Genomic DNA, 15,697 nt, shown 5'->3' with positions numbered 1-15,697 from the left:
AGAGAAGACATTGATGTACTGGTTTTGATAAATATAGCAACTCAATAAATCTAGTTCAGCTTTTTAAGGAATACAAAATTTAATCAACGCTATTTGTGGTGGTGAAAAAATGAAAGTAAATTTATCGGCAACGGGTTTTTGGAAGATTAACAATATAGGAAAGAAATATACAGGGGACTTATATTTAAATGAAGATGAAGGTGGCATAGTATTATATATTCGTATACCTAATAATGGTCCTTTCATGAGTTACTTAGAACTTCCACTAGAAATTCCTTTTATTACTGGTTCTACAATTAATGGTACTGAAATTACTATTGTCAACTGCTCAAGGATAAGTACTGAAAGTAGGCTAGGATCAGAAGAAGTATTTGGATATAAAGCTCAATTCATGTTTAATGGCGTAAATTTCAATGAAGAAGAAGATATCAAATTTTCTAAAATGACAATAAGCATACCAGGAATAATTCAATGGGGTGATGTATCAAACTATGTAAAACCTGATTTGGACAAAAAAGAAGATTCTCTTATAGGTTTAAAGATTGTAAAGCCGGTTGAAATATACTCAAATGAAGCCTACAGTATATCCTACTATTTGGACTTTAGTGATCCATTTTATCTCATGAAAGAAGAGATAACATTAAAGCAAACGCCTTATTTTATAATTGAAGCTCAATCTATACAAACAATAGAATGGTTTATACAAATAGCCAACCAAATGAAAAGACTTATAGAGATAGCTATGGGTGTCCCTTTAAGCTATAGCTCGATGATTGTTGAGAGTCCCGAAATTTATTATGAATTTGAAGATAACGAGAAACATATTCGACCGTTAGAAGTTATTCACGCTTATAAACAAGCTGTAAACAGTGAAAATAGCACTAAGCGGTTAATGAAACATGATTACCTTTTTAGCCTGAGTGAACTAAGACAAGCAAATTTCTCACAATGGCAAGAAGTAGCAACTATAATGGAACCTATAATAGAACTCTATATTGACAGTTTATACAATCAAAATTTGTCAGTTAGTCGGCATTTTTTGAACATGGTACAAGCATTGGAAACCTACCATTCTCGAAGAATTGCTTATTCTCTTCATGATTATAAAAAAAGAGTAGAAAAGTTATTAGAAGTGAGACCTGAAGCCTTTCGCGAACAAGATAGGGAATTCTTATTGGATGGTTGCAGAGACTTTGTTATATTAAGAAGTCGTTTGGCCGATTTATTACTAGCAGACTATAGATTCATCTTTCATACGGGAGACTTCAAATTAGTAGAATTCCCTCAGTTAATTGCTAAAACAAGGAATTACTACACACACTATAATCAAAAGCAAGAAGATAAAGCTCTTAACGGTGAAGATTTAATAACTGCTTTCCATATCCTACGGAACATATTAGAATTCTATTTACTTAAAGAATTAGGATTTGATGAAGAATTTATCCATGAAAGAACTAGAGAAAGGATAAAACCAATTATAACTAGTAATGCTATAAGAAAAGCTGATAAGGGAAAAATAATCAATAATTCCTAGCGTCCCTTTTACGTGTATTGATCTAGAGAAGTAATGATAAACGAAGAAGATAGACTATTAAACTTTTGTATATGGGTCGAGGAAGAGAATTTAAATTATGATGAACTCGTTCGCTGGGTCATTGATATTATTGATAAGCAATTAGAAAGTAAAAGAATCAGTTAAAACAAACAGCCATTGGATTTGCAACATTCCAATGGCTATTTATTGTTTGATCTTTACTAACTATTGGCTCTCTTTCCTTGCGCTTACTGGCTCAAACGTCCGCAAACTTTGGCTCGAAACTCCGCACAGATAGCTCACACCTACTGCAATACTCAAATGTTCATAAACAAAAAGTATTACCCTAAAAAAATGGAGAATCCTCACTTGAGTCGTTTATTAAGATTTATATAAGTAAGTTTTGCTATCAAATAAGAATAGAGTAGCAAAGATGAAGGATTTCTCAGAAAAATGGTGAATTTTGTAATATAATGAAATGAAAATTCAGGGGGAGAATTGATGCTGCTACTTGATCTATTATTAATACTTTGTTTAATAGCATTATTTATTATTATTCCATTTTTACAATACCAACAAAGTAACTATCGAAAGGAAACAAATTTTTCTTTTTTGAAAGTGTATTTGGATAAGGGTCTTTTGGGAGAATATTTTACTTATAAAATACTCCAAAAGATACCCGGGAATCACAAGACTGTTGTGAATGCCTACTTGCCAAATAAAAGAGGTGGCACAACAGAGATTGATCTTGTATTCATTCATGAAACAGGGGTATATGTAATTGAATCGAAGAATTATAGTGGTTGGATATTTGGAAAGGAAAATGACCGTAATTGGTGTCAGATGTTACCTAATAAACCAAAGAGCTATTTCTATAATCCTGTAAAGCAAAATCAAACGCACATAAACGCATTAAAAAAAGAATTTCCTTCTATAATAGATAAAAATATAATTTCACTTATAGTCTTTAGTAATCGCTGTCAGTTAAAAAAGGTTTCGGTGGATATTGAAAATGTTCGTATAATAAAGCGGGATCAGTTAGGTGGATTACTAAAAAGGTTTAATGCTAAGTCTCCTAAAATACTCAATCATGAATCTATTTGTAATATTTATAGTAAATTAAAAGAATTTACAAATGTGTCTCAAGAGGATAAAAAGAAGCATATAGAGCACGTTAGCCAATATAAGTAATATGAAGTTCAAAGAAATTCAAGAATTATAGTTGACCAGTAAAATATATCATAATAATCGATATATCATTCATAAAAACGTAAGTTCCTACTAGGGTACTTGGTATTATGATTATAGCTACATATAAAGGGAGGGAGGTGGCACCTGTTATAGTTACTTCTCTTGTGATTACGTCATAGCAAGGAACGGTGGTGCCGTTAATGACAATCTTTGAGGCACTGGTATTGATGATCAGTTTTGCAACTTTGATTGTTATGATGATAAAAGAAAAGTAACCCTCCCTGTCGGTTAATAGGTAGTGAGGGTTACTTTTGCCCCGTTAGCCACCGCACTTCTTGCGGAGTAGCTACTGGAACGCTGATGTTGCAGCATCGGCGTTCTTTTTTATTGTTTTTTATAATTATTAGATAAACGTAGTAATACATCTCATAAATCACTTTAATAAGGACATTAAAATTTACTGAAAATTGTAATTGTGAGTGCGCTTTCACGGAGATAATATAAAGTTAAAGAAAAGAGGTGAATAGTGAGAATGACTATCATAAACGACTTAAATGAACGGCAAAACCAGATTATAGAAATGTTACTAAATAATAGTGATTACGTTACTGCTTCTGATTTATCTGTTCAATTGTCTGTTTCGACTAAAACGATTTATCGGGACATGCAAAGAATATCTAAATATTTAAAAGAATACACGCTCACGAAAAAAGAAAACCTCGGATACCTACTGACTAAACCAAATGCCGGCGTTGAAGGAAAAGAACAAATAATTATTAACGGTACTAAAGAAAGACGCCTTAATTTATTACTACATCTATTGTCGATTTCACCTATGAAAACATCTATTCAAAAGTTATCAGAAAGATATTTTGTAAGCCAAAGTTCTATCATTAATGATTTTAAGTATATTGAGTCAAATTTAGAAGAATACAGTCTTAGGTTACTAAAACTTAATAGCGGTACTTTTATTCATGGACACCAACTTTGGATAAATAGATTATTATCCGTTATCGTACAAAGTTTCTTAAAACAATCTGGAGATCCATTTAGCGAATATCACATACCAAAGTTTATTGAAGAAGTTAGAAATAATTATAAAAGGCTACACGAAATTAAAATATTTCTCCATGATATTCAAGAGGAACATGAAATACTTCTAGACCAACAATTCTATTTAACTTTATTTTGTAGCTTACTCTCTATTATTGAAAAGCACCTAAATTATTCAAACATACAACACGAAGAATCATTTGAATCTTTAAATGAGCAATCTAAAACATATCAAGTTACGTATGAATTAGTAAAAAAAGTAGAGTCATTTTACTCCATTAAATTAGAAAAATATGAATTCAATAAGATTTATTATATTTTAAAGGCTTATAATCTCAATTCTAGATTTCTGTTAGAGCAAGATACAGAAGAAATCATGAATGAAAAGATAAAAATACTTTCAAAACAATTGGTAAAAGCAGTATCAGAAAAGATTGATTATAACTTAGAAGGAGAAGAATTATTAAAGGTTCAGTTAACTTTCCATCTTCACTCCATGGTATATCGCTTAAACCATAATATTTATATTGTAAATCCTATTTTAGAGTCTATTAAAACGAAATTTCGTAGTGCCTTTCAAATAGTGAAACAATGTGTATATGAAGTAAATGAAGATGGAAAATTTGTAAACAATTTCACTGATGAAGAAATTGGATATATCACTTTATACTTTCAAATTTCAATAGAAGAAAGACTTTCAGAAAAAATTCCTGTTTTAATTGAGTGTACTAGTGGAATTGGAACTTCACATCTATTAAGTAAAAAAATAAAGAAAACCTTCCCAAACATTGAGGTTAAAAAAATCGTCGCTCAGCATCGAATCAATAAAAACGACTATGATGATATTGAACTTATCATCTCAACCGTAAAAATAAAAAGCATAATAGATAAACCTACAATTTTGGTTAGTCCTATTTTAAATGATGAAGATAAACAGAAAATAGATCAGTTTATTGGCAATTATTATAAGAGAAAAAGAGCAGAAGTATGTTGAAAGGAAGATCTTGAGAATGAATATACGATTGGAAGATTTAGAAATAAGTAAAGTCATAACAGAGGACTTAATCGATTTAAACTTAAAGGCCACTTCTAAATTGGAAGTTATAGAAGAAATGACACATTTATTGTATAGGAATCATTGTATTGATAGTGAGAAAGGCTTCATTAAGGATGTGTTGTATCGCGAGAGTCAAGGTGTAACAGGACTTGAAAAAGGCATAGCGATTCCACATGGAAAATCAGAGAGTGTGATCAAAACCTCATTGGTTATTGGTCGTACAAAACAGCCATTGGAATGGGAATCCCTAGATGGAAACCCAATCGATATTATTTTTCTATTTGCTGTTAAGACTTCTGATTCAACTACAGTCCATATTAAATTATTACAAAAGGTTGCAACTTTATTAGCAGATGATGAAGTTATTCAGAGTCTACAAAGTGTCAAAACAAAGCAAGAATTAATTAAACTATTGTCAAAAAACTATGATTAGGAGGAAATAGTATGAATATTGTTGGAATTTCTGCCTGTACAGCTGGTATTGCACATACTTATATTGCAAAAGAAAAATTAGTCAAAGTGGGGCAAGAATTAGGACACACAGTGAGTATTGAAACACAAGGGACAATTGGAATTGAGAATGAATTAACAAAGGAAGAAATTGCTGCTGCTGATTTAGTCATTATTGCAGCAGATATTAAGGTAAGTGGAAAGGAGAGATTTCGAGGTAAAAGAATAATTGAAATTCCAACAAATATCGCTATTAAAGCACCTAAACAATTATTTAAAAAAATCGAAGAAGAATTAAATAGTGGCAAATAAGGAGGAGCTGGTATGTTAAAAAGGCTGCAAATAAAAAAGCATGCATTAACTGCTATTTCGTATATGTTACCTCTAGTTGTAGCATCGGGTTTGCTTATTGCAATTGGAAACTTAACGGGCGGAACAGTTATTGAAAATTATAAAGAGAGCTTCTCCATACCATCAGCACTTGTCTCCCTTGGAGTTTTAGGTATGGGTCTATTGGCACCAGTCATTTCTGGTGCAATTGCTTACTCTATTGCTGACCGTCCGGGTATTGCACCGGGTTTATTAATGGGTTTGATTGCAAATACAATAGGTGCAGGGTTTTTAGGGGGAATGTTAGGTGGCTTTATTGTAGGATATTTCGTTTCATTTCTTAAAAACCATTTAAAAGTTCCAAAATGGGCGGAAGGTTTAATGCCAATGATGATTATCCCGCTTATTTCTAGTTTGATAGTAGGATTGTTAATGTTTTTTGTTTTAGGTGTTCCGATAGTTTGGGCAACGGAAAGATTGACCTCTTTCTTAACTAATATGCAAGGATCTATGAAATTCGTCTTTGGTGCAATTTTAGGTGGAATGGCCGCATTTGATTTTGGAGGACCTGTAAATAAAGTAGCTTCATTATTTGCAGATGGCCTATTACTAGAAGGGGTCTATGAACCTGAAGCTGTAAAAATACTTGCCTCAATGGTTCCTCCGTTCGGTGTAACAATTTCATGGATTTTGGCAAAATCGTTTCGGAAGAAGAGATATACCAAGAAAGAAGAAGATAATATTAAAATTGCATTTCCAATGGGTATTTGTATGATTACTGAAGGTGTCATTCCAATCGCTGCCGTTGATTTACTTCGTGTCGTAGCCTCTTGTACTATTGGAGCAGCTGTTGGTGGAGGCTTATCTATGATGTGGGGCGTGGGTTCACCAGTTCCATCAGGAGGAATGTTTATTGTCCCAGCCATGAATCATCCATTGTTATTCACTTTAGCCTTATTTATTGGTTCTGTTGTCACAGGAATAATGCTATTTTTATGGAAAAAAGAGCCGGTTGAAAGTGATGTGGATAGTTATTCATTTGATGAAGAGGAAGAGGAAATGGATTTATCCGGTATAAGAATTTCATAATCAAATAGACTGCATGGGGGATGTAAAATGTATGTTTCTATGAAAGGAATGCTTGAACGAGCAAATAAAGGTAAATATGCGGTGATGGCTATTAATTGTTTTAATCTTGAAACGGCTAAAGCTGTAATACAAGCGGCTCAAGAACTAAGGGCACCAATTATCATCGATTTATTGCAAGAGCATTTAAAGGAGCATTTGGGAAGTCATTTATTAACAAAACCTATTATTCAAATGGCAATTGAATCCAGTGTTGAGGTAGCTATAAATTTGGATCATGGTCAAGATATTGGCTTTGTTAAGAGATGTTTACAAGATGGTTTCTCAAGTGTCATGATGGATGCCTCTGCTTATCCAATTGAAGAAAATATCAAAATAACTAGAAATATGGTGGAATTTGCCCAAACATACAACGCAAGTGTAGAGGCAGAGATAGGGAACATTGGAGCAGCAAGAAATATCATGACAAGCGATAATATGTATACAGACCCTGAACTTGCCATTGTCTTTGTTAAAAAAACTGGTGTCGATGCTTTAGCTATTTCATATGGTTCAAGTCACGGTAACTATCCTGACGGCTTTGTACCTTCATTTCGATTTGATATCCTAGAAAAAATAAAGCGTGAAACAAACATTCCATTGGTATTGCATGGAGGATCTGGCTGTGGTGAAGAAAATATTAGAAAGTCTATTGAATTAGGCATTAATAAGATTAATGTAGGCTCTGATTTTATGAAAGCACAGGTTATGGATATTCAGCATCATCTAGATATGGAACCAACAATTAATTATTTTGATTTGATACACAGTACAGTAGATGCAGGTAAAGAAGCGGTTAAATATTATATCGAACTTTCAAAATCAACTGGTAAATCTCTATAAAAATAAAAGAAAGAAGTGTTTTTATAATGTTATTAACTATGAAGCAATTATTGAAAGTAGCAAATGAAAATAAATTTGCAGTAGGGGCATTTAACGTCGCTGATAGTTCATTTTTAAGAGCAGTTGTTGAAGAAGCAGAGAGTTCCAATTCTCCAGCAATAATAGCAATCCATCCATCTGAATTAGAATTTTTGACGGATGAATTTTTTTCATATGTAAGGCACCGTGTGTATGAAAGTCATGTGCCATTTGTTATTCATTTGGATCACGGTGGTTCTATTGAGGATGTATTAAGAGCTATTCGGTGCGGTTTTACTTCAGTAATGATTGACGGTTCGTTACTTCCATATAAAGAAAATGTGGAATTAACAAAGAAAGCAGCTGAAATTGCTCATGCGGTAGGGGTGTCGATTGAAGGCGAGTTAGGTACCATTGGAAGCACAGGAAACTCAGTTGAAGGTGGGGTTACTGAGGTTACATATACAAACCCTGCGGAAGCAAAAGACTTTGTGGAGCGAACAGGTGTAGATTCATTAGCAGTTGCAATCGGAACAGCTCATGGGATATATCCAAAGAATATCAAACCACAATTACAAATGGATATTTTAGAAGAAATTAATAAGCTTGTAAGTATTCCATTAGTACTACATGGGGGTTCCTCTAACCCGGACAGTGAAGTTGCTCAGTCCATAACACTTGGAGTAAGTAAAATAAATATTTCTAGTGATATGAAATATGCTTATTTTGCAAAGGCTCGGGATATTCTTAGCACTACTGAGTATTGGGATCCAAATGTAATTTATCCAGATTGTATTATGGCTGCACGTAAAGTGATTAACCAAAAAATGAACCTATTCAATTCTGTAGGTAAAGCAAAATTATATGAAAAAGCTTCGAGAAAACAAGAAGATTTGGTTACAACTAGTGGCTTATACAAGTAAAATTTTTGGTGAGACTGAACGGGTAATTTTGTTATCCGTTCAGTACTCTTTATAAGGATCAATTTATTTAAATGAACATGCGTATTATCATGATTAATTCGTTTTAGATATAGTAGAGATATCAGAATGCCCTGCCCATTCTTTTACAAAATGGTACATTAATTTCAATTAAAATGGTAATATACGTATGCGGTAACCAATGGGGAGTAACTTTTTCATTTTTCTTTGCAAGATTGACTGCTTCTTTTACAATTTTGTATAGCGCTTGATTGTTATAATCATAAAAGAAAAGTAAACCTCCCTGTCGGTTAATAGGTAGTATACTGCACCCCAAAAGTTAGAGTAAATATCTAACCTTTGGGGTGTTTATTTATGGCTAAATATAGTAAGAAATTTAAACTGATGGTAGTTAGAGAATATCAAGAAGGAAAACTTGGATATAAGCTCTTTTAACGGCTAAATAGGCCATGAGATTGTACAGGTATACGATGCATCCTTTGTTGATACTTCTTTTTATACCAAGGACTTGTTTGAAGGTAAGGAAGATGACGGAAAAATATTTAAAGTTATGCGATTGCCTACAAGTAAGTTTCAAAGCGGTGAATTACGACTTGTTCCTGAAGGCCTTTTGGAATTGATCAAACAGAACAACGGAATTGTTAAGTAATTAGAAGGAACGGAAATCTTTAGTTAAAAATATTAATTTATTCCGTTATCGGGCGTTTTAACGGAATAAAAGATGTACCACAATAGGGCCATTTTGTTGGATAAATATTTTGTTGGTACTTCGATTTTATGAGAAATTTTCATTCGCTTAGTGGAAGAAATAATAAGAAAAAGCTATATATCGGAGGAGGATCTTCTTGAAAAATAAACGCCTTATTCTCTTTTGTTCTGTTGCTTTCCTATTTATCATTACCCCCATTATTTATTTTGGTCTGAAATATAATGGAACAAACAAAACGTTAACCCCACAACAAGCTATTGAAGAATATAAAAAAGAGGCTGCATCTATTAAATTGGCCCCAGGATGGCAATGGCCAGATAAACCGCCTATCCCTTCTGAAGAATCAGATGGAAGTAAAATTGGATTTGGAAAAGGACATGGAAAAATTCGGGCTGATATGTATTGGTTTTGTTCTTGGGTTGATCGCTCTATAGACTCAAAATTAAACGAAAGTGAACATCAAGAGGCTCTTGAAAATGCCTTTACCGTTCATTCAAAGTATTTCTATACTAGTTCTCTTACCCCCGATTCTAAACTGGGTTCTGATCAAATGCTTCAAAATGCTAAGCATGGGAATATGGATGAAATGAAACAATATTTTGAGCTTAACTGTAAGGGACAATAAAAATGAACTATTATCGGACATCATTACCGACTCTATTATTTATTGTTTTTCTTATAGGCGCTTGTTTGGGTGTTTTTGCTCAATTAATATGGCAGTTGCCTGACCCCCTAATGACACTAGGAGGTTCGACCGCACCTTGGGTGATGGTAGGTTACTTTCTTGCGGCTTTCATATCAAAAGAAGAAAAAAAGCCTAGGAAGGCAATAGTTATAGGAATCATTTCTATCTATGTTTATCTTATTACGTGGCTCTTTTTCTATTATTTCTTATTCATTTTACAAAAAAATTTACCTATTGAAGCAGGTTGGCGACAAACCGTACCTTGGCTAATTGCTGCTCTCCCAATTTCCCCTGTCCTCGGTGTAATTGCGGCTATGACACATAAGCCGGGAATATTCGGAGATACATGTCTCGTTGCACCAATCGCTTGGTTACTGCCAGAGGCACTTAAAATTGAAAGAATCGGGCAAGGCGGCTGGTTGGAGCATTCCGTTGTTGTGATTCCTGTAATCGTTTTGGTCACACTAATGATTCGTATGGAGAAATCGGGACGTAGGGTGTATGCGATCACATTACTAGTAGTAGCTATTATGCTGGCGTTATTGGGCGTTGCCTGTATCCAGTCATTCGGAGTCTAATTCCCGATTAACAATATAAAGACATTTATTTCTTCGTTCTAGAAAAGGGAGCTATTGCGGGAACAAAAAGCAGTCGTTTTTTTTACTAGGCAGATCCGAATTTTTCTAAAAATGATTGGATGTAAATATTAAGAAACCCAGCTAATCTTCTCATGTGAAGATAGCTTGGTTTTTAAAGTTGGATGCGCAAAATAACACTTAAAACCAAAGCAAATTATCTCCTGAAGAGACACACAGCGTATCTTTACTGCTAAACTTATGGTCAGAAGCAAGTTAACCACAACATTTGAACCGAAAGGGCAATGATCCGATGAAATCTTCCTCAACAGGGCTATGTATGTCTTATGACATTCGCGTTGCTCGTTACGCTGATGTGTCCACTACCTTAGCCTTGCTCAGTAATCAACGGCTTCGAGAGCAAGCCTCCTTCTGTTGACTGCTCTATATAAAGAACCTTGAGATATTCAAGTAGCTGAGACTATCTCCTTTATAGAATATTCTTCACTATCATACATCCGCAGCGCAAAAGCAAGCTTTTCTTTATCCAACTTGGGTCTACCTAATGATCTCCCACGTCTTTTACTTGCTTCAAGTCCTTCCTTTACTCTTTCAACAATATGGTTTCTTTCTAATTTAGCAATGACACACATCATTTGGAACATGGCTTTGCCCGTAGAGGTTCTTCTTTGGCAGGACTTACACCACAAAACATTGAAAGTGCCGAAAAGAAAAAATCAGTTCGTATTTCACGAGCCGGTGTTTACATCAAGCCATTACTGGTTTAATGTGCCAATGCGGTTATTCGGAGTAAGACGTGTCCTTACTTCAAAATCGGATATGACCAAATCAAGAAACGAAGAGGACACAAAAAGGCAATTATTGCAGTTGCACATAAACTTAGCGTTTGTATTTACCATATGCTCGATAAAAATGAGCTATTTAACGAGGAGCTATATAATATTGAATCATAAGCAAAAACCAACCTATATTTCACAGAACACAGAAGAAATGGCTATACGATACCTGGAAACCCTAGGCTATCAAATCCTCGATAAGCGTAAACATACTTGATACTTTAACTCTAATTTTTAAAATCTGCTTATCAGTAGTTTTATTTTGTTATGCCTATTTATACGTATGACGATAATCAGTGCACTTTCAAACTACTAACTAACTAAAGTCCTATTAATAGATTTGATAAATGAATTAATATTAGGACAATTTAATCAATTTGGTATATTCAGATTTACGTGACGATCGAAAAAGGATAAATTTATTTCATATAGGTGGATATTTCCTATATTGTACTTTTTTATAAAAAAAGGGGGGTAGGTTCGAAACTTATAAATTCTGGGCATAATGCTATTTTTTACTCTCTTTAACTAGAAGATATTATTTTTCTATTAATATAATTCTACGAAAAGTCGGAGTATGAACGTAGCTTATATGAATTATGTCGCAAAACTAAAACATTGGGGGGAAGAATGTGAAAAGTTTTAAGAAAACAAAGAGAATCGTATTTAGTATGCTTGTGCTCTTATTAGCCTTCTCCAACGCATTTTTAGGTGTTAGAGGGGCAAAGGCTGAAGAGAACCATTCATCAGAATTAATAACATCATTGACAAAGTCGTTAGATTTCAAGAAAGTTCCATCTTCTTCTAATGAAACAGACACCTATAAAGATAGTGATAAAGTTCGAGTTATTGTTGAGCTTAAGGAGAAACCTGCAATAGAAACTGCTACTAAACAGGGAGTTCGATATAAAGATTTATCAGAATCTAAAAAAGATTCCCTACAGACAGTAGTAGTGAAAGAACAAAATAATTTTCTTTCTACATTAAAAAGCAAAAAAATAAATCTTTCTATTAAAAATAAATTTACAACTGTAATAAATGGTGTAAGTGGAACAATTGAATATGGTGAAATTAAAGAGCTAGAAAAGCTTCCAAATGTATCAGGTGTTTATCTTGTCAACGAATATGAAGCACCGGTAACACCAAATATGGTGACTAGTAAAGATCAAGTAGGGGCAAGAGAGGCTTGGCAATCACTAGATTTCAAAGGTGAGGGGATGATTGTCGGAATTATCGATTCCGGAATTGACTCAACTCATAAAGATATGATGCTATCGGAAGGAACAAAGCCAAAAATAACAGAAGCATCTCTTTTAGAAGCAAAGTCTAAAGCGAAAGCAGATGAATTACCAGGTAAATACTACACTGCAAAAGTACCGTATGGGTATAACTATTTCGATAAAAATGATGATATTATCGATACCAATCCTAAATTATCCATGCATGGTATGCATGTAGCTGGTACAGTAGCGGCAAACGGTGATGAGGACAATGGCGGTATAAAAGGGATAGCTCCAGAAGCACAATTATTGGCACTTAAAGTCTTTGGGAATAATCCTGAAATATCTACAACAAGCGGAGATGTTTATATTAAAGCGATTGACGACGCCATTATATTAGGTGCCGATGTGTTAAACATGAGTTTAGGTTCTACTGCTGGGTTTGTCGATCCAAATGGCCCTGAACAAATGGCGATTAAAAGAGCGGTAAATAATGGGGTAGTCATGTCCATTTCTGCGGGAAATTCTAATAATTTTGCCGGTAGTTTTGGTAATCCGCTAGCTTCAAACCCTGATATTGGAGTCGTTGGTTCACCAAGTGTAACAAAAGAATCCATTTCTGTGGCTTCTCTTGAAAATACTCATATGATGGTAGATGGATTGACATATGCGATTGATGGTGATGTAAAAGCATCTCTAGGATTTTTATCAGCAAGTCAAACACATCCAAATGATGTCGAGAAAAAATCATTTCAGATTTTAGCGGCAGGACTAGGTAATCCAGGAGAATTTGAAGGACAAGATTTTAAAGGTAAGTATGCATTGGTTCAACGTGGCGATATAGGTTTTGTGGACAAAGCATTGAATGCACAAAAAGCAGGAGCAGCAGGTATCATTATTTACAATAACCAAAGTGGTATCGTGAGTATGGCATCTGACCCGGCTATTACTATACCGCAGTTATTTCTTCAACAAATGGATGGCGGGAAATTAAAAGAAGCCATTGATGCAAAGAAAAAGGTTGAAATTACGTTTACAGGCAAAAAAAGTGAAATGGTGAATCCTAGTGCAGGACAAATGAGTGATTTTACTTCATGGGGATTAACACCAAATTTAGATTTTAAACCAGAAATTACAGCTCCTGGTGGTCAAATCTATTCAACATTAAATAATAATAAGTATGGAATAAAAAGTGGAACATCTATGGCAGCACCGCACGTTTCAGGAGGCTCAGCCCTTGTATTACAAAGAGTGCAAAAAGACTTCCCTGACTTAGATGGTGCTGACAAAGTAAATAGAGCAAAGCTACTGATGATGAATTCAGCCATTCCGGTAAAGGACCGAGCTGATAGATATTATTCTCCACGAAGACAAGGTGCCGGCTTAATGAAGCTGGATGCTGCTGTAGAAACACCAGTATATGTAACGAATAAAGGAACAGATCAAGGAAAAGTAGCACTTAAAGAAATTAGTGCAAACACGGTTTCCTTTACACTAGCGGCAACAAACTTTAGTGATAGGGATGTTACGTATCATGTAGATACAAAACCATTAACAGATGCCGTGACAAATGGCAAAAATCAATTAAGTACACAAGTAATTAAAGATGCAGATGTAAAAATTGATAAACCTGTGTTAACAATCCCAAGCCATGAGTCTGTGGATGTTACAATAACAATTGACCTGTCCAAAGCAGATGCTGCATTATCTGCATTAATGGTAAATGGTTATTTTGTAGAGGGGTTTGTCACATTTACAACTGATGAAGAATCAGGAATACCTAACCTATCTATTCCATATGTAGGATTTAAAGGGGATTGGAATAAAGCTCCGATTCTTGACCCAATGATTTACGATAAGGGATCATTCTATGGAGCCGCAGGGATGATTAATGGATCTACACAATATTTAGGCCAAAATCCAGTAACTAAGACTTTTAATAAAAATAAAATTGCGATTTCTCCAAATGAAGGCAACTCGAATGATAAAGTTGCTCCTGTACTAACTTTCTTAAGAAATAGTACTGTTGTGGAGTACAGTATTTTAGACGCACAAAATAATGAAATTCGTAATTTGTATAAACAGAATTTCAAAAGAAAGAATTATTATGATACTTCTGTTCAAGGCACTAACAATATGTATAATTATAATCTGAAAAATACAGCTTGGGACGGCAAAAATCAAAGCAACCAAGTGGTTCCAGATGGCCAATACTTCTATCAAATTAAAACACAAGTAGATTACCCAGGAAAAGAACCACAAGTAGTAAAAGTACCAGTGATTGTGGATACGAAAGCTCCTGAAATTAGTTATTTAGCTTATAATCCGGAGACTAGTTCTCTTTTATTTAATGCTAGTGACAAAGATGGCAGTGGAATCAACTATTTTACAGTTCTTGTAGATGGTAAGGAAATTGGCTCAATAGCAGCGACCGATGCTACTTCATATACTGTAACAATCCCTGATTTAATCGGTAAAATGGTTAAGATCATAGCTACTGACTATGCAGGGAATGTAACGGAAAAAGAGCTTAAAATTGAAGAAGAACAACAAGAACCACCAAGTAAAAAAGCACCTAAAGCACCAGGTGTAAATCCAGTTTCAGACAATGACACAACAGTAACAGGTACAGCAGAAAAAGGTTCTACCATCGAAGTGTTTGATAAAAAAGTGAATTTAGGATCAGATGTTACAGCTAAAAACGGCACATTTAGCGTAACAATTAGCAAACAAAATGCTGGAACAAAACTAACGGTTACAGCAAGAAATACGGCGGGTGTAAGTAAGGAAACGAAAGTCACAGTTATAGATAAAACTGCACCATCAGCACCAAAAGTTGATCCTGTATCTGAAAAGGATAAAAAAGTAACAGGTACAGCAGAGGCAGACTCAACAGTAACGATTTATAATGATAAAACGGAACTTGGCTTCGGAAAAGCAGACAAACATGGCAACTTTAGTATTCCAATTAAAACGCAAAAAGACGGAACAACATTAACAGTTACAGCAACAGACAAAGCAGGAAATATTAGTGAATCTACTAAACTAACCGTTCAAAAATAATAAACGGGACGAAGGAACAGGGACAGGGAGAGGTGCCTGTCCCCTT

14 protein-coding genes and 1 pseudogene are annotated in these 15,697 nt (G+C 34.3%); 14 read left to right on the top strand and 1 reads right to left on the bottom strand.

Annotated elements, in window-relative coordinates; all coding sequences use genetic code 11:
* Positions 1-109: 109 nt before the first annotated feature.
* From AN964_RS12145 to AN964_RS12100, 12 genes are all read left to right on the top strand, one after another.
* Entirely contained in the window at positions 110-1,534 is a 1,425-nt protein-coding gene (locus tag AN964_RS12145) for an ApeA N-terminal domain 1-containing protein (protein WP_055739931.1), read from the top strand.
* A 33-nt stretch (positions 1,535-1,567) separates the two neighbouring features.
* Positions 1,568-1,699, top strand: a complete 132-nt coding sequence (locus AN964_RS27280) for a hypothetical protein (RefSeq protein WP_268888332.1) — start codon at positions 1,568-1,570, stop codon at positions 1,697-1,699.
* A gap of 336 nt (positions 1,700-2,035) precedes the next feature.
* Positions 2,036-2,725 carry a nuclease-related domain-containing protein gene (locus AN964_RS12140; RefSeq protein WP_055739930.1) on the top strand — a complete coding sequence of 230 codons (690 nt, stop codon included), beginning with the start codon at positions 2,036-2,038 and terminating at the stop codon, positions 2,723-2,725.
* Between the two features lie 200 nt (positions 2,726-2,925).
* Positions 2,926-3,000 carry a putative holin-like toxin gene (locus AN964_RS27490; RefSeq protein WP_220096211.1) on the top strand — a complete coding sequence of 25 codons (75 nt, stop codon included), beginning with the start codon at positions 2,926-2,928 and terminating at the stop codon, positions 2,998-3,000.
* 257 nt (positions 3,001-3,257) lie between these two features.
* Positions 3,258-4,772: a BglG family transcription antiterminator gene (locus tag AN964_RS12135; protein ID WP_055739929.1), complete on the top strand. Its 1,515-nt coding sequence runs from the start codon at positions 3,258-3,260 to the stop codon at positions 4,770-4,772.
* A gap of 22 nt (positions 4,773-4,794) precedes the next feature.
* Positions 4,795-5,268: a PTS sugar transporter subunit IIA gene (locus AN964_RS12130; RefSeq protein WP_152982421.1), complete on the top strand. Its 474-nt coding sequence runs from the start codon at positions 4,795-4,797 to the stop codon at positions 5,266-5,268.
* Between the two features lie 11 nt (positions 5,269-5,279).
* Positions 5,280-5,597, top strand: a complete 318-nt coding sequence (locus tag AN964_RS12125; RefSeq protein WP_055739927.1) for a PTS fructose transporter subunit IIB — start codon at positions 5,280-5,282, stop codon at positions 5,595-5,597.
* A 12-nt stretch (positions 5,598-5,609) separates the two neighbouring features.
* Positions 5,610-6,704, top strand: coding sequence for a PTS fructose transporter subunit IIC (locus AN964_RS12120; RefSeq protein WP_055739926.1), 1,095 nt, complete (start codon positions 5,610-5,612; stop codon positions 6,702-6,704).
* A 27-nt stretch (positions 6,705-6,731) separates the two neighbouring features.
* Entirely contained in the window at positions 6,732-7,583 is an 852-nt protein-coding gene (locus AN964_RS12115; protein WP_055739925.1) for a class II fructose-bisphosphate aldolase, read from the top strand.
* Positions 7,584-7,609: 26 nt separating this feature from the next.
* Positions 7,610-8,524, top strand: coding sequence for a ketose-bisphosphate aldolase (locus AN964_RS12110; protein WP_055739924.1), 915 nt, complete (start codon positions 7,610-7,612; stop codon positions 8,522-8,524).
* Between the two features lie 863 nt (positions 8,525-9,387).
* Entirely contained in the window at positions 9,388-9,876 is a 489-nt protein-coding gene (locus AN964_RS12105; protein ID WP_055739923.1) for a hypothetical protein, read from the top strand.
* Between the two features lie 2 nt (positions 9,877-9,878).
* Complete coding sequence (locus AN964_RS12100) at positions 9,879-10,514, top strand: DUF6518 family protein (RefSeq protein ID WP_055739922.1); 636 nt, start codon at positions 9,879-9,881, stop codon at positions 10,512-10,514.
* A gap of 464 nt (positions 10,515-10,978) precedes the next feature.
* Here AN964_RS12100 and AN964_RS12095 read toward each other — a convergent pair.
* Positions 10,979-11,197, bottom strand: a pseudogene (locus AN964_RS12095) (recombinase family protein); the annotation flags it as partial.
* Between the two features lie 3 nt (positions 11,198-11,200).
* Here AN964_RS12095 and AN964_RS26935 point away from each other — a divergent pair.
* Together AN964_RS26935 and AN964_RS12090 are read left to right on the top strand one after the other, a co-directional pair.
* Positions 11,201-11,299, top strand: coding sequence for an IS110 family transposase (locus AN964_RS26935; protein ID WP_220096208.1), 99 nt, complete (start codon positions 11,201-11,203; stop codon positions 11,297-11,299).
* A gap of 701 nt (positions 11,300-12,000) precedes the next feature.
* Complete coding sequence (locus AN964_RS12090) at positions 12,001-15,651, top strand: S8 family serine peptidase (RefSeq protein WP_055739921.1); 3,651 nt, start codon at positions 12,001-12,003, stop codon at positions 15,649-15,651.
* Positions 15,652-15,697 lie beyond the last annotated feature (46 nt).

The organism is Heyndrickxia shackletonii, from assembly GCF_001420715.1.
Taxonomy (GTDB): domain Bacteria; phylum Bacillota; class Bacilli; order Bacillales; family Bacillaceae_C; genus Margalitia; species Margalitia shackletonii.
The sequence above is the reverse complement of the archived record's forward strand: the minus strand, read 5'-3'. Positions and strand labels throughout refer to the sequence as shown.

Coding starts and splice junctions, on each gene's coding strand:
- AN964_RS12135 (WP_055739929.1), top strand. CDS start 3,258: ATGACTATCATAAACGACTTAAATGAACGGCAAAACCAGATTATAGAA.
- AN964_RS12115 (WP_055739925.1), top strand. CDS start 6,732: ATGTATGTTTCTATGAAAGGAATGCTTGAACGAGCAAATAAAGGTAAA.
- AN964_RS12145 (WP_055739931.1), top strand. CDS start 110: ATGAAAGTAAATTTATCGGCAACGGGTTTTTGGAAGATTAACAATATA.
- AN964_RS12100 (WP_055739922.1), top strand. CDS start 9,879: ATGAACTATTATCGGACATCATTACCGACTCTATTATTTATTGTTTTT.
- AN964_RS12110 (WP_055739924.1), top strand. CDS start 7,610: ATGTTATTAACTATGAAGCAATTATTGAAAGTAGCAAATGAAAATAAA.
- AN964_RS27280 (WP_268888332.1), top strand. CDS start 1,568: ATGATAAACGAAGAAGATAGACTATTAAACTTTTGTATATGGGTCGAG.
- AN964_RS12140 (WP_055739930.1), top strand. CDS start 2,036: ATGCTGCTACTTGATCTATTATTAATACTTTGTTTAATAGCATTATTT.
- AN964_RS12125 (WP_055739927.1), top strand. CDS start 5,280: ATGAATATTGTTGGAATTTCTGCCTGTACAGCTGGTATTGCACATACT.
- AN964_RS12120 (WP_055739926.1), top strand. CDS start 5,610: ATGTTAAAAAGGCTGCAAATAAAAAAGCATGCATTAACTGCTATTTCG.